Below are 21,913 nucleotides of genomic sequence, written 5' to 3'. Positions count from 1 at the left end.
GTCAGCGGCGCACGCGAGCCTGGATGAAAGACAGGACGTCGTCGACAGGCAAGGCCTGTGCGGCGTCCTCGGTACGGCTCTTGTATTCCAGGTTGCCTTCGGCCAGGCCACGGTCGCTGATGACGATCCGATGGGGAATGCCGATCAGCTCCATGTCGGCGAACTTGATGCCGGGGCTGGTTTTCTTGTCGCGGTCGTCCAGCAGCACTTCGAAGCCCGCCTCGGTCAATTCCGCGTACAGCCGGTCGGTGGCTTCGCGCACTTGCTCGGTTTCGTAGCGCAACGGCACCAGGGCGATCTGGAAAGGCGCCAGGGTATCGCTCCAGATGATGCCGCCAGCATCGTTGTTCTGCTCGATGGCAGCGGCCACCACGCGCGAGACACCAATGCCATAGCAGCCCATGGCCAAGGTCACCGGCTTGCCGTTCTCACCCAGTACCTGGCACTTCATGGCTTCGCTGTACTTGGTGCCCAGCTGGAAGATGTGACCCACCTCGATACCGCGCTTGATGGTCAGCGTGCCCTGGCCATCCGGGCTGGTGTCGCCGTCGACCACGTTGCGCAGATCGGCAATCTCGGGCAGCGGCAGATCGCGCTCCCAGTTGACGCCGAAGTAATGCTTGTCGTCGATGTTGGCGCCCACGGCGAAGTCGCTCATGAAAGCCACCGAGCGATCGATGATGCAGGTCAGGGGCAGGTTCATTGGGCCCAGGGAGCCCGCGCCCGCGCCGATGGCATCACGCAGTTCGGCCTCGCTGGCCATGACCAGCGGATTGGCAACCAGCGGTTGGTTGGCGGCCTTGATCTCGTTCAGCTCGTGATCGCCACGGATGATCAAGGCAATCAACTTGCCTTCTTCGGCGGCGTGGACCACCAGCGTCTTCACGGTCTTCTCGATCGGCAGGCCGAAGTTTTCCACCAGTTGGGCGATGGTCTTGGCGTTGGGCGTGTCGACCAGGCGCAGTTCCTCGAGTGCGGCGCCACGCTCTGTTTCACGGGGGATCGCCTCGGCCTTCTCGATGTTGGCTGCGTAGTCGGACGTGTCGCTGAAGACGATGTCGTCTTCGCCGGACTCTGCCAGCACATGGAATTCGTGGGAGCCGGCGCCGCCGATGGAGCCGTTGTCGGCTTCCACCGCGCGAAATTTCAGGCCCAGGCGGGTGAAGATGTTGCTGTAGGCCAGGTGCATGCGGTCATAGGTGGCCTGCAGCGAAGGCTGGTCGGCGTGGAAGGAGTACGCATCCTTCATGATGAACTCGCGACCGCGCATCAGGCCGAAGCGCGGACGGATCTCGTCACGGAACTTGGTCTGGATCTGGTAGAGATTGATGGGCAACTGCTTGTAGCTGTTGAGCTCGTTGCGCATCAGGTCGGTGATGACTTCTTCGTGGGTGGGGCCGGCGCAGAAGTCACGGTCGTGGCGGTCCTTGAGGCGCAGCAGCTCGGGACCGTACTGCTCCCAGCGCCCCGACTCCTGCCACAGTTCGGCCGGCTGGATGCCGGGCATCAGCACTTCGAGAGCGCCGGCGGCGTCCATTTCCTCGCGCACGATCCGCTCAACCTTGCGCATCACCCGAAGACCCATCGGCAACCATGTGTACAGGCCCGAAGCGAGCTTGCGGATCATGCCGGCACGCAGCATCAGCTGATGGCTGATCACGACCGCATCGGAAGGGGTTTCTTTCTGTGTGGCGAGCAGATATTGACTGGTGCGCATGGTTGACCGTTGTCTTCGCGAAATTTTATCGAGGTCTGGCATTGTACGGGGGTGATTGGGCGACGTACAGGCGTAGGGCCGGGCTTTGCCGGGCGCCGCGATCCAGACGCAGAAAAGCCCGGCAGGGCCGGGCTTTTCGAGGTGAAGCGACCTGCTGGGCTGTTACATAATGCTCAGAGGGTACTCGACGATGAAGCGCAGGTCGTTGTTCGACGGACCGTAGTCGGCATCGTAGGCGTTGTTGGCGCGGTAGATGGCGCTACGCAGGCGGAAGGACATGTCCTTGATCGGGCCTTGCTGAACCACGTACTTGGTTTCGAAGTCCCACTCGTGCTCTTTGCCTTCTTCACCGTTGCTGGCTTCGATGTTGTCGCCAGTGATGTAGCGAGTCATGAAGCTCAGGCCGGGTACGCCGTAGGTTGCCATGTTGATGTCGTAGCGAACCTGCCACGATTTCTCTTCGGCGCCGACGAAGTCGGAGTACTGAACGGAGTTGTTCAGGAACACGGTGCCGCCGCCGTCCACGCCGTAGGCGTAGCCGGTGTCGCCGGAACTGCGCTGGTAGCCCAGGGTGAACTTGTGCGCGCCCAGGCTATAGGCAACCGCGGTGCTCCAGATCTTGTTGTCGACGTCGCCGCCCAGATCTTCGCCCTGGCTCTTGGTGCGATAGGCGTTGAAGTCGAAGTTAAGCGACTGCAGGTCGTCGATCGGCAGGGTGTAGTTCAGGTTGACGTACTGACGCTTCCAGTAATCTTCCACGTCGGACGCAGCGACCGTACCGGTGAAGTTCTTGGTGAAGGCGTAGGTGGCGCCGGCGATGTCGGCGGACTTCAGGCCCAGGGAGTCGTGACCCATGCCGGTCTGCGCGCTCATCGAGGTGAAGCGACCGATGTTCAGGGTCAGGTTGTCGATTTCGTTGCTGGTGATCGACGTGCCGGTAGCGACTTCAGGCAACAGACGGCCGTCGTCGGTCGCGAAGACCGGGCTGGCAACGATCTGCTGGCCGTATTTGAGTACGGTGTTGGAGAAGCGGAACTTGACGGCCGCGCCGCCCTTGGTCTGGCTGTGTTCCAGGTTGCCTTCGTCGTCGGCTGCGAACAGGCCGTTGCTGCGGCGACCGGTACCGCCGTCCAGGCGTACCGAACCGAAGCCCATTGCATCGACACCGGCACCGATGGTGCCTTGGGTGAAGCCCGATTCGTAGAACATCTGGGCGCCAAGGCCAGTGTCTTCACGATAGCCCTTGTCGCTGCCTGCGGTAGGGTTGCCTGCGCCGTGCTTGTAGTCACGGTTCATGTACAAGGCACGCAGCTTGAGGTTCAGGGTGCTGTCTTCCACGAAACCCTTGGACTCGTCCTGGGCGGAGGCCAAAGCCAACTGCGAGGTGCCGGCTGTTACAGCCAGTGCGATCATGCTCCACTTCATCACGCGCATCGTGATTTGCTCCTTTGGTTTTTAAGAAGAGTAACCACTGCCTCACCTGTTTTTTTATCTGAGGCAGTTCTTTCTTTTTATGACGGCGCGGAACGTATACCACGCCGGTCATGTTGGCGATACTTCAAGTCCGCTGTTGCATGTCCAGGCTTACAACCACACTTGGGTTGTGTGCCTGCACTAACGTGCGTCATTGATTCACTGTTTCCGTTTGTTCCGGTTTCGTCTTCCCACGTCCCCGGTGACCGTGCTGGGATGAATGCAACAAGCGTGCACAAACGTGCCAGCAGTTCACATATTTTTCACTTTTCTTCCAGTGGTTCGGCCAAGCCCGCGTAAAACCGGCGCATCGGGCCATTCCTGCTTTCCTCGGCAACGAATACCGCTGTGCGAGTGAATCCTGTTTCGCGGCGCAAACGTTACCGCAGGGTGACAAGAGTGGGTAGATTGCGAGGCCTTGATGCACCGAGACCTTCCCTGGTGGACCTTTTTGGTGCGAAAGGTGACGTCCTGAATGGCAAGGCTAGACCACCGACAGGAATTGGCAACGCTGTGCCCACGTAAAGAAGGACCGCTTGTCAGGCAGTTACGCGCGGTACTGCATAAAGCGCGTGAACTGCAGCGAAAGGCGGTTCGGCAAGCCCTGATGCCGCGGGCGATCCTGGGGCGGAAGGCACCAAAACCGTGCTTCCCTTACGACTCGGTGCGAGATGCGCCGGTTGCAGGCATGTCGAGTTGATGCCGGTGGGTTCGGAAAAAACCGATCAGGCACGCTATCCTTGGCATTCGATGATTCGCGGCCATGCCTCGATCCCCCATTCCTTCCTGTGGAGAACGCCCGTGTTCAGCCTGGATGCCCGACTTGCCGGAGACGCTCATGTCATCGGTGACTTCGCACTTTGTCGCCTGCTGCTCAGTAATGACGCCAGGTATCCCTGGTTCATCCTGGTGCCGCGACGCCCGGAGATCACCGAGGTGTTCGAACTCGATGACGCAGACCGTGAAGTGCTGTGGAGCGAAACCAATGCATTGGCCAAGTTGCTTCACCAGCACTATGGCGCCGACAAGATCAACATCGCGACCCTGGGCAATGTCGTGAGTCAGTTGCATATGCACGTGATCGTTCGCTACCGGGCCGACGCGGCCTGGCCTGCGCCCGTGTGGGGCAAGCTGCCGTCCATGCCTTACACTGCCGAGCAATTGGTGGCGGTTCGCCAAAGGCTGGCAGGCGTGCTGGGCACCGATTTCGTTTTCACGGAGGGCAGGGCATGAGTCTGGAAGATCGCGTGATGGAGCTGGAGACACGTCTGGCTTTTCAGGATGACACCCTGTCTTCGCTCAGCGACGAACTGATCCTGCAACAGCGGGCGATCGAGCGCCTGCAGATGCAGCTGGCCGCGCTGCTCAAGCGTCAGGAGGAAATGGTCGGCCAGTTCGAAACGGCTACCCAGGAGGCGCCGCCGCCGCATTACTGAAATCTTTTTTTCGGCAATGAAAAACGCGGGCAATGCCCGCGTTTTTTTATTGCTGCATTGGAGTCAGCGACGTGGCGATGCCGCAATCACGTCTTCGGCCTGCAGACCCTTGTCACGGTTCATGACCGAGAACTCGACCCGTTGGCCTTCGACCAGCACGCGATGGCCTTCGCCACGAATGGCACGAAAATGCACGAAGATGTCGTCGCCGGAATCGCGGGAAATGAAGCCGAAGCCCTTCGACGTGTTGAACCACTTCACCGTACCGGTATCGCGGTTGGTCATGTCGTACTGCACGGCGCTGGGTGCCGGTGACGCGCGGTAGAAGCTGATCGACAGGTGCGCCAGGCACGCGAGCAGTGCGCACAACAGGCCCGGCAGGATGCCGATGGCCGGCAGCGGCACCAGCAACGTCAGGGTCTGGGTGATCACCGAGGCAACCAGCAGCACACTGACCAGATTTTGCAACAGATGACGTGGCCCTTTGTTCCAGCGCGGTATCACTGGAGCCAAAAGCAGGTTGAGCAGACCGAACAGCGCCAGGTAGATTGCGTCGGGTTGTTGCAGGTAAGGCGCTACATCGGCCCGCAGGCTTGGTATGAACGACAGCAGCACGGCCGCTGCGCCCGTCAGGAGGTGGACGATTTTCAACATTTGATTGGCTCACTCTAAGATCAGGCATCAGGAAGAGCTGATACCGCAACAAGCACAGCGTTGGGGTGACAATAATTGCCGAGCATCTGCAGGGATCAGCCTATGCGCCACGGCTTGATGAATCGCCCCGGCGGCACGCGGTCTATTTAACAGCAAAGCCCGATCCTTCTCAAATCGGCCAGAGCGGCGCCCGACGCCGTCGGGCGGATAGCCTGCGCAACTTGCCCGAGGCCGGAGCTGCGTGGGTCGATGGGTCTTGGTAAAGTGGGCATCCACCCGTGGTGGTATACATTCATCGTCATCAAGGACATCACATGGCAATCGATATCGGCATCAGCGAAGAAGATCGCAAATCGATCGTGGACGGCCTGTCCCGTCTGCTTTCCGACACCTACGTCCTGTACCTCAAGACGCACAATTTCCACTGGAACGTGACCGGCCCGGCTTTCCGTACCCTGCACCTGATGTTCGAAGAGCAGTACACCGAACTGGCGCTGGCCGTGGACTCCATCGCCGAGCGTATCCGTGCCCTCGGTTTTCCCGCGCCTGGCGCCTATTCGGTCTATGCCCGCCTGTCTTCGATCAAGGAAGAGGAAGGGGTGCCCTCGGCCCAGGACATGATCAAGCAACTGGTCGAAGGCCAGGAAGCCGTCACCCGCACGGCCCGCGGTATCTTCCCGCTGCTGGACAAGGTCAGCGACGAGCCGACGGCCGACCTGCTGACCCAGCGCATGCAGGTGCACGAGAAGACTGCCTGGATGCTGCGTTCGCTGCTCGAAGGCTGATCCCTGGCGACACGGCGGCGTCTTTTGCACTGCTGCGCCCGCCGTGTCGATCCAGCTTTTCCTGCTTGCCACCGGCCTGGGTACGGGGGGTTCGCTCCTACCCAACGACGCCGCTCTTCGTACGTATGCACTTCCGTATTCCCCTGTCGTCATCGTTCGCCGATACGCTTCCATAGATCCGTCAGCACACCTCCAGGGTTGGAGGGGCGATCATCAAGGAAGCACTGATCCATGGAACGGAACATCATCGTCACCCGGGCGCGCCAGCTCGATCGATCGAGCAAGCTTGCCGTCGATCCCTACTCGGACAACTTCGACATGGGCCTGGCCAGGCCTGTCTCGCGTTCGGTTCGCTTGAACGGTTTCGCCACCTGCCTGCGCCTGGAACGGATCTACTGGGAGATTCTCGAGCGCATCGCCCTGGCCAATGAATGCACGGTGAACGCGCTGCTTTCCTACGTCGACCGCGAAGTGCACCTGCGCCATGGCGGCGTCAAGAATTTCAGCGGACTGGTGCGGGTAGTCTGTGTCACCTACTTGATGGGACGTGATCGAACGTCGTCTGTTACCTTGGACGGCTGCGCAGCGTCGATTAACCGGATATAATCCCGCGTTTCGCCCTGGCGCCGCTTGCGCCGCGGTCATTTGGTTGCCGAGACACTACCCATGCCGATGTACGACTATCAATGTGCTTCCTGCGGTCATCAGATGGAAGTCATTCAAAAGATCAGCGCCGAGCCTTTGACCGATTGCCCTGCCTGCCAGGCGCCACAACTGAAAAAGGTGCTTTCCATGCCGGGCTTCCGCCTCAGCGGCACCGGCTGGTACGAGACCGATTTCAAGACCGGCAACAAGAAGAATCTGGCAGGCGGCGACAAGGCCGAGTGAATTGCCCGGCCCCGGCCTGCTCCTGCACTATGTCCAGGGTGCCGCGTGTCCAGCTACACGCCGTCATCGAATCATGAATTACGAGAAGTGAAACCACTACTATGATGCGCAGCCACTATTGCGGCCAACTGAACGAGACCCTGGAAGGTCAGGAAATCACCCTGTGCGGCTGGGTCCATCGCCGTCGCGACCATGGCGGGGTGATCTTCCTCGACATTCGGGATCGTGAAGGCATGGCCCAGGTGGTCTTCGACCCCGATCGCGCCGACAGCTTCGCCGCCGCCGATCGCGTGCGCAGCGAGTACGTGGTCAAGGTCACCGGCAAGGTCCGTGCGCGGCCCGCCGGCGCAGTCAATCCGAACATGGCGTCTGGCGCCATCGAAGTGCTGGGCTACGAGCTCGAAGTGCTGAACGAAGCGGAAACCCCGCCGTTTCCGCTCAACGAGTACTCCGACGTGGGTGAGGAAACGCGCCTGCGCTATCGCTTCATCGACCTGCGTCGTCCCGAAATGGCCGAGAAGCTGCGCCTGCGCTCGCGCATCACCACTAGCATTCGCCGCTACCTCGACGAAAACGGTTTCCTCGACGTCGAAACGCCGATCCTGACCCGTGCCACCCCCGAAGGCGCACGTGACTACCTGGTGCCCAGCCGTACCCACCCCGGCAGCTTCTTCGCCCTGCCGCAGTCGCCCCAGCTGTTCAAGCAGTTGCTGATGGTGGCCGGTTTCGACCGTTACTACCAGATCGCCAAGTGCTTCCGCGATGAAGACCTGCGTGCCGATCGTCAGCCCGAGTTCACTCAGATCGACATCGAGACAAGTTTCCTCGACGAGAGCGAAATCATCGGCATCACCGAAACCATGGTGCGCAAGCTGTTCAAGGAAGTGCTCGACGTCGAGTTCGGCGATTTCCCGCACATGACCTTCGAAGAAGCCATGCGCCGCTACGGCTCGGACAAGCCCGACCTGCGCAACCCGATGGAACTGGTCGACGTCGCCGATCAGCTCAAGGACGTCGAGTTCAAGGTCTTCAGCGGTCCGGCCAACGACGCCAAGTGCCGCGTTGCCGCACTGCGCGTTCCAGGCGGGGCGAGCATGCCGCGCAAGCAGATCGACGATTACACCAAGTTCGTCGGCATCTACGGCGCCAAGGGCCTGGCCTACATCAAGGTCAACGAGCGCGCCAAGGGCGTCGAGGGCCTGCAGTCGCCGATCGTCAAGAACATCCCGGAAGCCAACCTCGATGTGATCCTGGATCGCGTTGGCGCGGTCGATGGCGACATCGTGTTCTTCGGTGCCGACAAGGCCAAGATCGTCAGCGAGGCACTGGGTGCACTGCGCATCAAGCTGGGCAACGATCTCGACCTGCTGACCTGCGAGTGGGCGCCGATGTGGGTCGTCGACTTCCCGATGTTCGAAGAGAACGACGACGGCAGCTTCAGTGCGCTGCACCATCCGTTCACCGCGCCCAAGTGCACGCCTGCAGAGCTGGAGGCCAACCCGGCCACTGCCCTGTCGCGCGCCTATGACATGGTACTCAACGGTACCGAGCTGGGCGGCGGTTCCATCCGTATCCACCGCAAGGACATGCAGCAGGCCGTGTTCCGCCTGCTCGGTATCGAAGCTGCGGAACAGGAAGAGAAGTTCGGCTTCCTGCTCGACGCGCTGAAATACGGTGCACCACCCCATGGTGGCCTGGCCTTCGGCCTGGACCGTCTGGTCATGCTGATGACCGGTGCGCAGTCGATCCGTGAAGTCATCGCCTTCCCGAAAACCCAGAGCGCCGCCGACGTCATGACCCAGGCGCCTGGCGTGGTCGATGCCAAGGCGCTGCGTGAACTGCACATTCGCCTGCGCGAACAGCCCAAGGCCGAGTAACTGCTGACAGGGCGCATCTTCGGATGCGCCCTTGCGTTGGGCGGTGGAAAAACCTTGCCAGGGGCAGGGTTCGTATGGGTAACACACAGAAACTGGAGTTGCGTTATGGCTGGTCATTCCAAGTGGGCGAACATCAAGCACCGCAAAGAGCGCCAGGATGCCAAGAGGGGCAAGATCTTCACCAAGTGGATTCGTGAGCTGACCGTCGCTGCCCGCCAGGGCGGCGGCGAGCCAGGTTCCAATCCGCGTCTGCGCCTGGCGCTGGACAAGGCTCTGAGCGCCAACATGAGTCGCGACATCATCGATCGCGCGATTGCGCGGGGCACCGGGGCAGCCGGCAGCGACGACGTGGTCGAGCTGAGCTACGAGGGCTACGGTCCCGGTGGCGTCGCCGTACTGGTCGAATGCATGACCGACAACCGCAATCGCACCGCTGCCGCCGTGCGTCATGCGTTCAGCAAATGCGGGGGCAATCTGGGTACCGATGGTTCGGTGGCGTATCTATTCGAGCGCAAGGGGCAGTTGTCCTTCGCCCCGGGCGTGGACGAGGATGCGTTGATGGAGGCGGCCATGGAAGCCGATGCCGACGACATCGTCACCCATGGCGACGGCTCGATGGACGTGTTCACCTCGTTCGCCAGCTTCTACTCGGTGGGCAATGCGCTGCAGGCGGCCGGTTTCAATGCCGATGAAGCGGAGATCGTCATGGCGCCGACAACCGGTGCCGAACTCGATGCGGAAGGTGCCGAGAAGGTGCTGAAGCTGATCGACATGCTCGAAGATCTGGATGATGTGCAAAACGTCTATTCCAACGCCGAGATATCCGACGCCGTGATGGAGCAGCTTGGCTGATCGGCCCGTGTGTTTCATCTAAGCCATGCTTTACCAGTGCCGGCCTCTTGGCCGGTAGATGGCTCGCCGCCCGCGGCGCTCCCACATGCTATGCACACCCATGTGGGAGCGGGTTCTACCCGCGAAGGCGTCAGCCGTGTTCCTCACTACTGCAGGCTTTATGACTTTAATTCTTGGAATCGACCCAGGCTCGCGCATCACCGGGTTTGGCGTCGTGCGTGAAACCGGACGCGGTTGCGAATACGTGGCTTCGGGCTGTATTCGTACCGGCGGCGGACTGCTGCATGATCGTCTGCAAATCGTTTTTCGTGGGGTGCGTGAGGTGATCCAGACCTACGGTCCGGTGACCATGGGCATCGAGCGGGTGTTCATGGCGCGCAACGCAGATTCGGCCCTGAAGCTGGGTCAGGCGCGCGGCGCTGCCATCGTCGCAGCGGCGGAGGAGGGGCTGGAGATCGCCGAGTACAGTGCCACCCAGGTCAAGCAGGCCATCGTCGGCACCGGTGCCGCCAACAAGGAGCAGGTACAGATGATGGTCATGCACCTGCTCAAACTGACCCAGAAACCCCAGATCGATGCCTCCGATGCCCTGGCCATCGCACTCACCCACGCGCATACCCGGTCCAGTCTCATGCCCCACGGCCTGAGCGCCGCCCGCAGTCGCGGTGGGCGCCTGCGCCTGTAGCGGCTTACATCGTTTCAAACTTTTTTGCTTGCAGCTCACCTCAGTCCTGTAATGATGGCCCTTGAACTGGCCCGCATGAACAGGGCGTGACTGCGCCTTCCGACAAAGGATTCATACGTGATTGGACGCCTGCGCGGTACCTTGGCTGAAAAGCAGCCGCCGCACCTGATTCTCGACGTCAACGGGCTGGGCTATGAGCTCGAAGTGCCGATGACCACGCTCTATCGGCTGCCGCCGGTCGGCGAAAGCGTGACCCTGCACACCCACCTGGTTGTGCGTGAAGACGCTCAGTTACTCTATGGCTTCTATGAAAAGCGCGAGCGCGAGCTGTTCCGTGAGCTGATCCGCTTGAACGGCGTCGGCCCCAAGCTGGCACTGGCGCTGATGTCGGGGTTGGACGTCGACGAACTCGTGCGCTGCGTGCAGGCTCAGGACACCTCGGCGCTGGTGAAGATACCTGGCGTGGGCAAGAAGACCGCCGAGCGGCTTCTGGTCGAACTAAAGGATCGCTTCAAGGCCTGGCAGACCACGCCGAGCATGTTCGAGCTGGTGCCCAGCGGGCCGCAGGGGCCGGCGCCGGTCAACAGCGCCGAAGCCGATGCCGTCAGTGCGCTCATCTCCCTGGGCTACAAGCCCCAGGAGGCCAGTCGCGCCGTGGCGGCCATCGACGCCAAGGGGCTGAGCAGCGAAGAATTGATCCGCCGCTCGTTGAAGGGAATGATCTAAGTGATCGAAGCCGACCGTCTGATCGCCGCCACCGGCCGCGATCGGGAAGAAGTACAGGATCGGGCCATCCGCCCGCTCAGCCTGGCTGACTACATTGGCCAGCCCACCGTGCGCGAGCAGATGGAGCTGTTCATCCAGGCCGCGCGCGGGCGCAGTGAATCCCTGGATCACACCTTGATCTTCGGCCCGCCCGGGTTGGGCAAGACGACCCTGGCCAATATCATTGCCCAGGAAATGGGCGTGTCGATCAAGAGCACGTCGGGGCCGGTACTGGAACGGCCGGGCGACCTGGCTGCCCTGCTTACCAACCTGGAACCCCACGATGTGCTGTTCATCGACGAGATCCACCGGCTGTCGCCCATCGTCGAGGAAGTCCTGTATCCGGCCATGGAGGACTTCCAGCTCGACATCATGATTGGCGAGGGTCCCGCGGCACGTTCCATCAAGCTCGATCTGCCGCCGTTCACCCTGGTCGGGGCCACCACCAGGGCGGGCATGCTGACCAATCCGCTGCGTGACCGCTTCGGTATCGTCCAGCGCCTGGAGTTCTACAGCACCGCGGACCTTGCAACCATCGTCAGTCGATCGGGTAACATCCTCAACCTGGAGATCGAGGACGAAGGCGCCTTCGAGATCGCCCGCCGCGCCCGCGGTACGCCGCGAATCGCCAATCGCCTGCTGCGCCGCGTGCGCGACTTCGCTCAGGTGCGTGGCAAGGGGCACATCACCAAGCCCATCGCCGACCTGGCGCTGAACATGCTCGACGTCGACGAGCGCGGCTTCGACCACCAGGATCGCCGGCTGCTGCTGACCATGATCGAGAAGTTCGACGGTGGGCCGGTGGGTGTCGACAGCCTCGCCGCAGCCATCAGCGAAGAGCGCCACACCATCGAGGACGTCCTGGAGCCTTACCTCATTCAGCAGGGCTACATCATGCGCACCCCGCGCGGCCGGGTCGTGACGCGCCACGCCTACCTGCATTTCGGTCTGAACATTCCCAACCGGCTGGGCGACATGCCGGGCAGCGATGCCATGTCCGAAGAAATCGACGCATGAAAGGCCCCTCGCACAGCGACCTAATTCGGCTTTCCGTGGTCCTAGGGGCTGACACGGCTTTTGCATGGCCCTTGCCTGCACACGCGACGAAAAAACAGTTGCCCGGGCGGATTGGCAACCTGAGGAGTAAGCACTAGAGTATGCGCGCGCAAAACGGGGTTCAGGCGTTCGCCCATCAGTGTCGGGTCTATTACGAAGACACCGACGCCGGCGGCGTCGTCTATTACGTCAACTACCTCAAATTCATGGAGCGGGCTCGTACCGAGCGCTTGCGTGCGCTGGGTTTCGTCCAGTCGCAGCTGGCAGGTGAGAACCTGCTGTTCGTCGTGCATTCGGCAGAGGCGCGCTACCATGCGCCGGCGCGGTTGGACGACGAGCTCGCGGTGACCGCCGAAATAACCGAATTGAATCGCGCCAGCCTGCGTTTCAAACAGCAGGTATGGCGTGTGAAAGATACAACGCTGCTCTGCGAAGGGCAGTTCATGGTGGCCTGTGTGCGCGCCGATAACTTCAGACCCCGGGCCATTCCCCCAGCCTTGCGTACGGCCTTTGCCGACGCAGGCGGCCTGGGCAAACAATCCAGTGCAGGAGATTAAGCGTGGAAGCTAACGTCGTCGACCATACCTCCATGTGGAGTTTGGTCAGCAATGCCAGTGTCGTGGTGCAGTTGGTAATGCTTATTCTGGTGGCCGCCTCGGTCACCTCGTGGGTCATGATCTTTCAGCGCAGTTCGATGCTGCGCGCCGGTCGTCGTGCCCTGGACAGCTTCGAGGAACGCTTCTGGTCGGGCATCGACCTGTCCAAGCTGTACCGTCAGGCTGGCAGCAATCCCGACCCTGATTCGGGTGTCGAGCAGATTTTCCGTGCTGGCTTCAAGGAGTTTTCCCGCCTGCGCCAGCAGCAGGGCGTCGATCCCGATGCCGTGATGGAAGGCGTGGGCCGTGCCATGCGCGTGGCGATTTCCCGTGAGGAAGAGAAGCTCGAACAGGGTCTGCCATTCCTGGCAACCGTCGGTTCCACCAGCCCCTACGTGGGTCTGTTCGGTACCGTATGGGGCATCATGAACTCGTTCCGCGGCCTGGCCTCGGCGCAGCAGGCGACTCTGGCTACCGTTGCGCCAGGTATTGCCGAAGCACTGATTGCCACGGCCATCGGTCTGTTCGCAGCGATTCCGGCGGTCATCGCCTACAACCGTTTCGCTGCTCGCAGCGAAACCCTGATCAACCGCTACTACACGTTCGCTGACGAGTTCCAGGCCATCCTGCACCGTAAAGTGCACACCAGCGAAGAGTGAGCAGGGATAACCCAATGACTCGAGGTCGTCGCCCAAAACGCAAGCCGGTCGCCGAGATGAACGTGGTGCCCTACATCGACGTGATGTTGGTACTGCTGGTCATCTTCATGGTCACCGCTCCGATGATCAACCAAGGTGTGAAGGTCGATCTGCCCAAGGTTTCCAGCGAAGCGTTGCCGCAGGACAACAACACTCAGGTGCTCACCATTTCCATCAAGGCCGACAAGACCTACTACTGGAACGTCGGCAAGGAAGTAGACACTGAAAAGCAGCAGGACAAGGCCATGACGCTGGCGCAGATGACCCAGGCCGCCACCGCGATCATCAACCAGGGCAATGCCAGCGGCAAGAAGACCCAGGTCTTCATTCGCGGTGACAAGACCGTGGATTACGGGGCTGTCATGGGCGCCATGGGTGGTTTGCAGCAGGCAGGTGTCGGTAACGTTGGCTTGATTACCGAGGCCCCCTGATGCGAAAGCGAGAGCATTCAGCCTCGGAAAGCTTCTTCTGGCCCACGGTCTGGGCGGTAGCCCTGCACGTGCTGATCTTCGGGATGCTGTTCGTCAGTTTCGCCATGACGCCCGAACTGCCTGAAGCGCGACCCATCGTGCAGGCTACGCTCTATCAGCTCAAGTCCAAGAGCCAGGCCACCACCCAGACCAACCAGAAACTGGCGGGCGAGGCGAAGAAGTCGGCTGCGCGGCAGACCGAAGTCGAGCAGATGGAGACCAAGAAGCTGGAGCAGGAAGCCATCAAGGCCGCGGAACAAAAGAAAGAGGAAACCGCTCAAAAGGCCGAAGCGGCGAAGAAGGCCGACGAAGCCAAGAAGTCCGATGCTGCGGCCAAGGCGGAAGCCGCCTCTGCAGCAGCGGCCAAGGCTGAGGCTGCCAAGGCCGAAGCCGCTGAAAAAGCGGCCGAAGCCAAGAAGAGCGAGCTGGCCGATATCGCCAAGAAGAAGGCCGAGCAGGAAGAGGCGAAGAAGGAGGCAGCCGAGGACGCGAAGAAGAAGGCTGCCGAGGACGCCAAGAAAAAGGCCGCCGAAGACGCGAAGAAGAAAGCCGAAGACGACGCCAAGAAGGCCACTGCGGCCGAGGAAGCGAAGAAGAAGGCCGCCGAGGACGCGAAGAAGAAGGCTGCGGCCGATGCTGCGAAGAAGAAGGCTCAGGACGCAGCTCGCAAGGCAGCGGAGGACAAGAAGGCGCAGGCATTGGCCGATCTACTTTCCGACAAGCCTGAACGCCAGCAGGCGCTCGCCGACGAGCAGGGTGATGAGGTCGCGGGCAACTTCGACGATCTGATCCGCTCGCGAGCAGCCGAAGGGTGGGCGCGTCCGCCTTCGGCACGCAAGAACATGACCGTGGTATTGCAGATCAACATGTTGCCCGATGGCACCGTCACCAATGTCAGCGTCTCACGCTCCAGTGGCGATGGTCCCTTCGACAGTTCGGCGGTTGCTGCGGTCAAGAACATTGGCCGTTTAACGGAAATGCAGGGTTTGAAACCAGCTGACTTCAACCCCTATCGTTCCTTCAAGATGACATTTACACCTGAGGATCTTGCCTTGTGATTACCCTTCTTCGAGGACTGCTCGTCGTCCTTTGCTGCGCAGCCGGCATGGCCTCTGCGGACGAAAAGAACATTCTGGTCACCAGCGGTGCCGACCGTGCCACGCCGATTGCCGTCGTGCCGTTCGGTTTCCAGGGCGGCAGTGTGTTGCCTGACAACATTGCCGAGATCGTCGGCAACGACCTGCGCAACTCGGGCTACTACGCACCCATTCCACCGCAGAACATGATCAGCCAGCCTTCCCAGGCCAGCGAAGTCATCTACCGCGACTGGCAGGCGCTGGGTGCCCAGTACGTCATGGTCGGCAGCATCACGCCGGCCGGCGGCCGCTTGCAGGTGCAATACGCGCTGCTGAACGTCAACACCCAGCAACAGGTATTGACCGGCAGCGTCTCGGGCACTACCGACCAGCTGCGTGACATGGCCCACTTCATCTCCGATCAGTCGTTCGAGAAGCTGACCGGGATCAAGGGTGCGTTCTCCACGCGCATGCTCTACGTGACCGCCGAACGGGCCGGCACCAATGCCACCCGTTACACCCTGCAGCGTTCGGACTACGACGGCGCACGTGCGGTGACCCTGTTGCAGTCGCGCGAGCCGATCCTGTCGCCACGCTACTCGCCCAACGGCCGCAACATTGCCTATGTATCGTTCGAACAGCGTCGTCCGCGGATCTTCCTGCAGAACGTCGACACCGGTCGCCGCGAGCAGTTGACCAACTTCGAAGGCCTAAACGGTGCACCGGCGTTCTCGCCGGACGGCAATCGCCTGGCGCTGGTGCTGTCCAAGGACGGCAACCCGGAGATCTACGTGATGAACCTGGCCTCGCGCGCGCTGACCCGCGTGACCAACAGCCCGGCCATCGATACCGAACCCTTCTGGGGTAAGGACGGTTCGACCCTGTACTTCACGTCGGACCGTGGCGGCAAGCCACAGATCTACAAGACCAGCACATCCGGTGGCGCCAATGCCGAGCGTGTGACGTTCGTGGGCAACTACAATGCCAACCCGAAACTTTCGGCTGACGAAAAGACCCTTGTAATGATCCATCGGCAAGATGGTTTCACCAATTTCAAGGTGGCGGCGCAGGACCTGGAGCGCGGAAGCGTAAAGATCCTCACAGATTCAACTCTTGATGAGTCGCCTACTGTTGCGCCCAACGGCACCATGGTAATCTACGCCACCCGCCAGCAGGGCCGGGGAGTCTTGATGCTCGTGTCGCTAAACGGCCGCGTGAGGCTCCCGCTTCCTACCGCTCAAGGCGAAGTCAGAGAACCGTCCTGGTCCCCTTACCTGAACTGACGCGGCGTAATACGTTGTACTTAACACATTGGGGTTCATTAGGAGTTTCACGATGGAAATGCTGAAGTTTGGTAAGTTCGCTGCGCTGGCCCTGGCCTTGTCCGTAGCTGTAGGTTGCTCGTCCAAAGGCGGCGAAGATGCTGGTCAAGGCGGCGCTGCTGTCGACCCTAACGCTGGTTACGGCGCAAACACCGGTGCCGTTGACGGTTCCCTGAGCGAAGAAGCTGCTCTGCGCGCTATCACCACGTTCTACTTCGAATACGACAGCTCGGACCTGAAGCCAGAAGCCATGCGCGCTCTGGACGTTCACGCCAAGGACCTGAAAGCCAACGGCGCTCGCGTCGTCCTGGAAGGTAACACCGACGAGCGCGGTACTCGCGAGTACAACCTGGCACTGGGCGAGCGTCGTGCCAAGGCCGTTCAGCGTTACCTGGTACTGCAAGGCGTTTCGCCAGCCCAGCTGGAACTGGTTTCCTACGGTGAAGAGCGTCCAGTGGCTACTGGCAACGACGAGCAGTCGTGGGCTCAGAACCGTCGCGTCGAACTGCGTAAGTAATTCGTCATGCGAACGTGCCGTCGTGCTGTAACTGTTCTGGCTTTCGCCCTGCCTGTGATGGCTTGGGGCGCGGTGCCTGTGGTCGATAGCAACAACAATGGAGGCTACGGTAACAGTGGCGCCGTTGGTGGCAGCTATCCGCCCTCAGGTTACGGTACGAACGGCGCCTCGGCCGGGACAGTCGCGCAAGCGCCTGTCTCGGCTCAGGGCGAGCTGTTCATGCAACTGCAGCAAATGCAGGAAGACATCGCACGTCTGCGAGGTCAGGTCGAAGTCCAGCAGAACGATATCCAGCGCCTGAAACAGGAAGGGCTCGAGCGGTATCAGGAACTCGATCGTCGGATTGGCTCGGGGGTTGCACCTGCGCCCAGTCCTCAACCGGATAATTCTTCAGCCAGCGGCGCGTCTAGCGGCGCTGGTGCTTCATCGGCTGCCGGCCAGTCGTCCGCAGGTGCCGAGCCTGGCGATCCGGCCAAGGAGAAGCTGTATTACGATGCAGCCTTCGACCTGATCAAGGCCAAGGATTTCGACAAGGCCAGCCAGGCCTTCGCCGCGTTCCTGCGCAAATACCCGAACAGCCAGTATGCGGGCAATGCCCAATACTGGCTGGGCGAGGTCAACCTTGCCAAGGGTGACCTGCAGGGCGCAGGCCAGGCTTTCGCCAAGGTCAGCCAGCTCTATCCCAAGCACAACAAGGTGCCGGATTCGCTCTACAAGCTGGCCGACGTCGAGCGCCGCCTGGGCCACACCGACCGGGTCAAGGGCATTCTGCAGCAGGTAGTCACCCAATATCCGGGTACGTCCGCTGCACAGTTGGCGCAGAAAGACCTGCAAAGATTGTGAAGCTTGCCGTGTGATTCGAAGAAACCCGCGCCTGTCGCGGGTTTTTTCGTTAGAATTTGCCGCCATTTTATGAACACGCTTCCTGGGGCCGCGCGATCGCGGGCCGCCTGAAGTGCCCAACGGAGGCGGTCAGCCTGTTTCGCTGTCACGCCCGTGGACCCTATGCAAGACACACTACGTATTACCGAAGTCTTCTACTCGTTGCAGGGTGAGACGCGGACCGCCGGCTTGCCCACGGTTTTCGTACGCCTGACCGGTTGCCCCTTGCGCTGCCAATATTGCGACAGCGCCTACGCGTTCAGTGGGGGAACCCAGCGCACGCTCGACTCGCTCATGGAGCAGGTGGCCAGCTACAAGCCCCGTTATGTGTGCGTCACCGGAGGCGAGCCGTTGGCTCAGCCCAATGCCATCCCGTTGATGCAGCGGCTTTGCGATGCCGGCTATGAAGTTTCCGTGGAAACCAGCGGCGCACTCGACATCAGCGCGGTCGACACCCGCGTCAGTCGCGTGCTCGACTTGAAGACACCGGGTTCTCTCGAAGTCCATCGCAACCGTTACGAGAACATCGAGCTGCTGACCCGCAACGACCAGGTCAAGTTCGTCCTGTGCTCGCGCGAAGACTATGACTGGGCCGTGTCCAAGCTGATTCAGTACGGGCTGGACGGTCGTGCCGGCGAAGTGCTGTTCTCGCCGAGCAAGGATCAACTGCGCGCTACCGATCTGGCCGACTGGATCGTGGCCGACAACCTGCCGGTGCGCCTGCAGATGCAGCTGCACAAACTTCTTTGGAACGACGAGCCGGGGCGCTGAGATGAACCATACCCAACACGAGAAAAAGGCAGTCATTCTGCTTTCCGGCGGCCTGGATTCCGCCACTGTCGTGGCGATGGCCAAGGCCCAGGGCTATGCCTGCTATACCATGAGCTTCGACTATGGCCAGCGCCATCGGGCCGAGCTCGATGCCGCGGCACGTGTGGCGCGGGACCTGGGCGTGATACAGCACAAGGTCATCGGGCTCGACCTGGATGGCATGGGCGGCTCGGCACTGACCGACACCTCGATCGACGTCCCGGAAACCTTGGGTGAGGGCATCCCGGTCACCTACGTTCCAGCACGCAACACGGTGTTTCTGTCTCTGGCGCTGGGTTGGGCCGAGGTGCTCGAAGCGCGCGACATCTTCATTGGCGTCAATGCGGTGGACTATTCGGGCTATCCGGATTGTCGACCCGAGTTCATCGAGGCTTTCGAGCGCCTGGCCAACCTAGCCACCAAGGCGGGAGTGCAAGGCAATGGCTTCACCATACAGGCACCGCTGCAGAACATGAGCAAGGCTGACATCGTCAAGGCAGGCGTGGCGCTAGGTGTGGACTATGGCCTGACAGTGTCGTGCTACCAGGCCGATGATCAGGGTCAAGCCTGTGGCAAGTGTGACAGCTGCCGCCTGCGTGCCGAGGGCTTCGCTGCGGCAGGTGTGAGCGATCCGACACGCTATTTTTGATTTATTTTCTGTAGGGTGTTGAATTACCAAAAGAATTCGGTATTATACGCCCCACGAAACGGGTCGTTAGCTCAGTTGGTAGAGCAGTTGGCTTTTAACCAATTGGTCGTAGGTTCGAATCCCACACGACCCACCATTTCGAAACCCGCAGCTTGCAAAGGCTGCGGGTTTTTTTATGCCCGTGATTCGGCGCTGGTGCCTGCCACGTCTATAAGGCTTTGCTAACGGCTTGTTTCTCTGTAGCCTGCGCCAGCCCTCAAAAACCTCACGAAAGCCAGGGCATATACTCCCAGGCCGTCGCCGGCCCGGCCTATACTCGACTTTCGCGCATCAGCGCCCGCAGGTCTTGCCCCATGACGCAGATATCCGAACGCCTTCTGGTCCAGGCTCACCTGGATGCCAAGCAGCCCCGGCCACTGACACCGGAACAGGAGGCTGACTACCGTGCCGCCATCGCCGCCGAGCTGAAGGCTCAGGACGCGGTGCTGGTTGCCCATTACTACTGCGATCCCGTGATCCAGGCATTGGCAGAGGAAACCGGTGGCTGTGTTTCCGATTCGCTGGAAATGGCGCGCTTTGGCAATCAGCACCCGGCGCGGACGGTGGTGGTGGCAGGCGTCAGGTTCATGGGTGAAACGGCAAAGATTCTCAATCCGGAAAAGCGGGTGCTGATGCCCACCCTGGAGGCGACCTGTTCGCTGGACCTGGGTTGTCCGGTGGATGCGTTCTCGGCATTCTGCGACCAGCACCCCGAACGCACCGTGGTGGTCTATGCCAATACCTCGGCCGCCGTGAAAGCCCGTGCCGATTGGGTCGTGACCTCGAGTTGCGCGCTGGAGATCGTCGAAAGCCTGATGGACAACGGCGAGAAGATCATCTGGGCGCCCGACAAGCACCTGGGCAACTATATCCAGACCCACACTGGCGCGGACATGTTGATGTGGGACGGTGCCTGCATCGTTCACGAGGAGTTCAAGGCGCGGCAGTTGGCCGACATGCGTGCGCTGTACCCCGACGCCGCGATTCTGGTGCATCCCGAGTCGCCGGCCGAAGTGATCGCGCTGGCGGACGCCGTGGGTTCGACCAGTCAGTTGATTGCCGCTGCGCGCACCTTGCCGCAGCAGACCCTGATCGTGGCCACCGACCGCGGTATCTTCTACAAGATGCAGCAGGCAGTTCCCGGCAAAGCCTTGATCGAGGCCCCTACGGCCGGCAACGGTGCCGCCTGTCGCAGTTGTGCGCATTGCCCGTGGATGGCCATGAACACCCTGCAGCGCACGCTGGAATGCCTGCGCGCGGGCAGCAACGAAATCACCGTGGACGCGGCGCTGATTCCCCAGGCCATCCGGCCGCTCAAGCGCATGCTGGACTTCACCCAGGCCGCGCGCCTGAAACTGGCCGGTAACGCCTGATCAGAGGCTTTTGCCCAGCGCTACCACAGGCCGTTCGGACTTCGCCAGCTCAAGCTTCGGCAACTCTGGCCGCGGACGGCCCAGTCGTTTGTTCAGTTCCAGCCATTCGGCCAGGGCCAGCATCAGGCCCGCGCCCACCAGCGCACTTGCGATCTGCATCGCGAGTTGGTCGTCGGCCAGGGCATTGGCCATGTCGGCCAGCGGTGCCAGGACCACGCTGAGGCAGAAGACCTCGAGCGAATAACGTCCCATCAGCGCGACTTTGCGTGCCAGCAGGTTATTCACCCACTCGCCTTGAGGTATCAGCTTGGCCACGCAGTAGGCCAGGGCCACGAAATGCAAAAGGCGTGACGGCGACAGGTTGGTCTTGTCGATGGGGTAGAGCAGTTCGCCAAACCAGCCGGGCACCAGCGCCTCGTGCAGCACCGGCCAGCGCCAGCCCAGGGCGACCAGCGCGCTGAATGTCACCAGTGTGGCGCACGCGAGAAACAGCGGCTGGCGGCCCAACGGGCGTGCCACCGCGACTGGCGCGCGTGCCGCATGCAGCGCCGTGGCGCCACCCAGTACGAACAGCACTTGCCAGGCCAAGGGGTTGAAATACCACAGGCCGTTGTCGTGCGCCGGGATGTTCCAGCCCAGCCATTGCACTGCCAGGTACAACACCAGCGACAAGCCGATGGCCTGCGCTGGCCGCTTGATCAGCAGTGGCAGGACGATCGGCAGGCCGAGCAGCAACACGATGTACAGCGGCAAAGGGTCCATCAGGTTGGGTTTGAAGCGCAGCAGCAGTTCGTCGACCATGGCCTGTTGCGGGTTGGAGACGAAATAGGTGAGGTTCATTTCCTGGATCATGTCGCGCGTTTCGACGTGATTGTTGGCAACGAAAATGATGCCCATCAGCACCGCCAGGAGGAAGATGTGCACCACGTACAACACCCAGGCGCGGCGCAGTATGCGCACCGTGGCGACAAGGTAGCCGTCTCGCAGGGCGATCTTGCCGTAGGCCAGCACGGCTGCGTAGCCGGCGAGAAACACGAACACCTCCGCCGCATCGCTGAAGCCGAAGTTGCGCAGCGTGAAGCTGGCCAGTGGGTTTTGCGGTATGTGATCCCAGAAAATGAAGATCAACGCCAAACCTCGATAGAAATCGATCCGATGGTCTCGATCGTTAGTCATGGCGACAGGCTCTTGCGAATAGGAAGGATGTAGTAGGGATTGGGCACCGGGCATTACGGTTCCGTATCGGCGGCCATTATCGATCAGCGGCGCGGAGGTTGGCCGGTTTCGCAACGA

The 21,913-nt window shown here is 61.2% G+C and carries 24 protein-coding genes and 1 tRNA gene; 21 read left to right on the top strand and 4 right to left on the bottom strand.

Going from position 1 to position 21,913, the window contains the following annotated elements:
• Position 1: 1 nt before the first annotated feature.
• Both IFU31_RS17170 and IFU31_RS17165 read right to left on the bottom strand, forming a co-directional pair.
• Positions 2-1,717: a proline--tRNA ligase gene (locus IFU31_RS17170; protein ID WP_192103909.1), complete on the bottom strand. Its 1,716-nt coding sequence runs from the start codon at positions 1,715-1,717 to the stop codon at positions 2-4.
• A 162-nt stretch (positions 1,718-1,879) separates the two neighbouring features.
• A complete protein-coding gene (locus IFU31_RS17165) occupies positions 1,880-3,151 on the bottom strand; it encodes an OprD family porin (RefSeq protein WP_122479320.1) in 1,272 nt (423 codons plus the stop codon).
• A gap of 840 nt (positions 3,152-3,991) precedes the next feature.
• On the opposite strand from IFU31_RS17165, the gene IFU31_RS17160 reads away from it, so the two are divergent.
• Positions 3,992-4,423 carry an HIT domain-containing protein gene (locus IFU31_RS17160; protein WP_192053959.1) on the top strand — a complete coding sequence of 144 codons (432 nt, stop codon included), beginning with the start codon at positions 3,992-3,994 and terminating at the stop codon, positions 4,421-4,423.
• Positions 4,420-4,626 carry a SlyX family protein gene (locus tag IFU31_RS17155; protein WP_049861523.1) on the top strand — a complete coding sequence of 69 codons (207 nt, stop codon included), beginning with the start codon at positions 4,420-4,422 and terminating at the stop codon, positions 4,624-4,626. The genes IFU31_RS17160 and IFU31_RS17155 overlap by 4 nt, the downstream gene beginning before the upstream one ends.
• A gap of 63 nt (positions 4,627-4,689) precedes the next feature.
• On the opposite strand, the gene IFU31_RS21750 is transcribed toward IFU31_RS17155, so the two are convergent.
• Positions 4,690-5,280: a cold-shock protein gene (locus IFU31_RS21750; protein ID WP_049861522.1), complete on the bottom strand. Its 591-nt coding sequence runs from the start codon at positions 5,278-5,280 to the stop codon at positions 4,690-4,692.
• A 314-nt stretch (positions 5,281-5,594) separates the two neighbouring features.
• Here IFU31_RS21750 and IFU31_RS17145 point away from each other — a divergent pair, with 314 nt between their 5' ends.
• The 19 genes from IFU31_RS17145 to nadA all read left to right on the top strand — a co-directional run bounded on the left by IFU31_RS17145 (position 5,595) and on the right by nadA (position 20,620).
• On the top strand, positions 5,595-6,065 hold the full coding sequence (locus IFU31_RS17145; RefSeq protein ID WP_090356750.1) for a Dps family protein: 471 nt from the start codon (positions 5,595-5,597) through the stop codon (positions 6,063-6,065).
• 318 nt (positions 6,066-6,383) lie between these two features.
• The gene (locus tag IFU31_RS17140) at positions 6,384-6,671 is read left to right on the top strand and encodes a ribbon-helix-helix domain-containing protein (protein WP_122479717.1); all 288 of its coding nucleotides are present in this window, start codon (positions 6,384-6,386) and stop codon (positions 6,669-6,671) included.
• Between the two features lie 60 nt (positions 6,672-6,731).
• A complete protein-coding gene (locus tag IFU31_RS17135) occupies positions 6,732-6,953 on the top strand; it encodes an FmdB family zinc ribbon protein (protein ID WP_122479318.1) in 222 nt (73 codons plus the stop codon).
• 101 nt (positions 6,954-7,054) lie between these two features.
• Positions 7,055-8,830: an aspartate--tRNA ligase gene (gene aspS / locus IFU31_RS17130; RefSeq protein WP_122479317.1), complete on the top strand. Its 1,776-nt coding sequence runs from the start codon at positions 7,055-7,057 to the stop codon at positions 8,828-8,830.
• A gap of 105 nt (positions 8,831-8,935) precedes the next feature.
• Positions 8,936-9,682: a YebC/PmpR family DNA-binding transcriptional regulator gene (locus IFU31_RS17125; RefSeq protein WP_192103907.1), complete on the top strand. Its 747-nt coding sequence runs from the start codon at positions 8,936-8,938 to the stop codon at positions 9,680-9,682.
• A 160-nt stretch (positions 9,683-9,842) separates the two neighbouring features.
• Positions 9,843-10,367, top strand: coding sequence for a crossover junction endodeoxyribonuclease RuvC (gene ruvC / locus IFU31_RS17120; protein WP_122479315.1), 525 nt, complete (start codon positions 9,843-9,845; stop codon positions 10,365-10,367).
• A 117-nt stretch (positions 10,368-10,484) separates the two neighbouring features.
• On the top strand, positions 10,485-11,093 hold the full coding sequence (ruvA, locus tag IFU31_RS17115) for a Holliday junction branch migration protein RuvA (RefSeq protein WP_122479314.1): 609 nt from the start codon (positions 10,485-10,487) through the stop codon (positions 11,091-11,093).
• On the top strand, positions 11,094-12,149 hold the full coding sequence (gene ruvB, locus IFU31_RS17110) for a Holliday junction branch migration DNA helicase RuvB (protein WP_122479313.1): 1,056 nt from the start codon (positions 11,094-11,096) through the stop codon (positions 12,147-12,149).
• 140 nt (positions 12,150-12,289) lie between these two features.
• Complete coding sequence (ybgC, locus tag IFU31_RS17105; protein WP_192057584.1) at positions 12,290-12,745, top strand: tol-pal system-associated acyl-CoA thioesterase; 456 nt, start codon at positions 12,290-12,292, stop codon at positions 12,743-12,745.
• A 2-nt stretch (positions 12,746-12,747) separates the two neighbouring features.
• Positions 12,748-13,443: a protein TolQ gene (tolQ, locus tag IFU31_RS17100; protein ID WP_122479311.1), complete on the top strand. Its 696-nt coding sequence runs from the start codon at positions 12,748-12,750 to the stop codon at positions 13,441-13,443.
• 14 nt (positions 13,444-13,457) lie between these two features.
• Positions 13,458-13,913 carry a protein TolR gene (gene tolR, locus IFU31_RS17095; RefSeq protein WP_122479310.1) on the top strand — a complete coding sequence of 152 codons (456 nt, stop codon included), beginning with the start codon at positions 13,458-13,460 and terminating at the stop codon, positions 13,911-13,913.
• A complete protein-coding gene (tolA, locus tag IFU31_RS17090) occupies positions 13,913-15,010 on the top strand; it encodes a cell envelope integrity protein TolA (RefSeq protein WP_446730837.1) in 1,098 nt (365 codons plus the stop codon). Before tolR ends, tolA begins: the two co-directional genes overlap by 1 nt.
• Positions 15,007-16,311, top strand: coding sequence for a Tol-Pal system beta propeller repeat protein TolB (gene tolB / locus IFU31_RS17085; protein WP_122479308.1), 1,305 nt, complete (start codon positions 15,007-15,009; stop codon positions 16,309-16,311). Before tolA ends, tolB begins: the two co-directional genes overlap by 4 nt.
• Positions 16,312-16,363: 52 nt before the next feature.
• The gene (gene pal / locus IFU31_RS17080; protein ID WP_043187198.1) at positions 16,364-16,867 is read left to right on the top strand and encodes a peptidoglycan-associated lipoprotein Pal; all 504 of its coding nucleotides are present in this window, start codon (positions 16,364-16,366) and stop codon (positions 16,865-16,867) included.
• A 6-nt stretch (positions 16,868-16,873) separates the two neighbouring features.
• Complete coding sequence (gene ybgF / locus IFU31_RS17075) at positions 16,874-17,710, top strand: tol-pal system protein YbgF (protein WP_192103906.1); 837 nt, start codon at positions 16,874-16,876, stop codon at positions 17,708-17,710.
• Between the two features lie 162 nt (positions 17,711-17,872).
• Positions 17,873-18,520, top strand: a complete 648-nt coding sequence (gene queE / locus IFU31_RS17070; RefSeq protein ID WP_122479306.1) for a 7-carboxy-7-deazaguanine synthase QueE — start codon at positions 17,873-17,875, stop codon at positions 18,518-18,520.
• Between the two features lies 1 nt (position 18,521).
• The gene (gene queC, locus IFU31_RS17065; RefSeq protein WP_122479305.1) at positions 18,522-19,208 is read left to right on the top strand and encodes a 7-cyano-7-deazaguanine synthase QueC; all 687 of its coding nucleotides are present in this window, start codon (positions 18,522-18,524) and stop codon (positions 19,206-19,208) included.
• A 60-nt stretch (positions 19,209-19,268) separates the two neighbouring features.
• Positions 19,269-19,344, top strand: a tRNA-Lys gene (locus tag IFU31_RS17060).
• Positions 19,345-19,561: 217 nt separating this feature from the next.
• Positions 19,562-20,620, top strand: a complete 1,059-nt coding sequence (gene nadA, locus IFU31_RS17055) for a quinolinate synthase NadA (protein ID WP_192103904.1) — start codon at positions 19,562-19,564, stop codon at positions 20,618-20,620.
• Here the strand turns inward: nadA and IFU31_RS17050 are convergent, their stop codons facing one another.
• Positions 20,621-21,796, bottom strand: a complete 1,176-nt coding sequence (locus IFU31_RS17050; RefSeq protein ID WP_192053725.1) for an OpgC family protein — start codon at positions 21,794-21,796, stop codon at positions 20,621-20,623.
• Between the last annotated feature and the right edge of the window lie 117 nt (positions 21,797-21,913).

It is taken from the genome of Pseudomonas sp. CFBP 13602, assembly GCF_014842725.1.
GTDB classification, from domain to species: Bacteria; Pseudomonadota; Gammaproteobacteria; order Pseudomonadales; family Pseudomonadaceae; genus Aquipseudomonas; species Aquipseudomonas baltica.
Note: the sequence above shows the minus strand (reverse complement) of the source record. Positions and strands in the feature narration are given on the sequence as shown.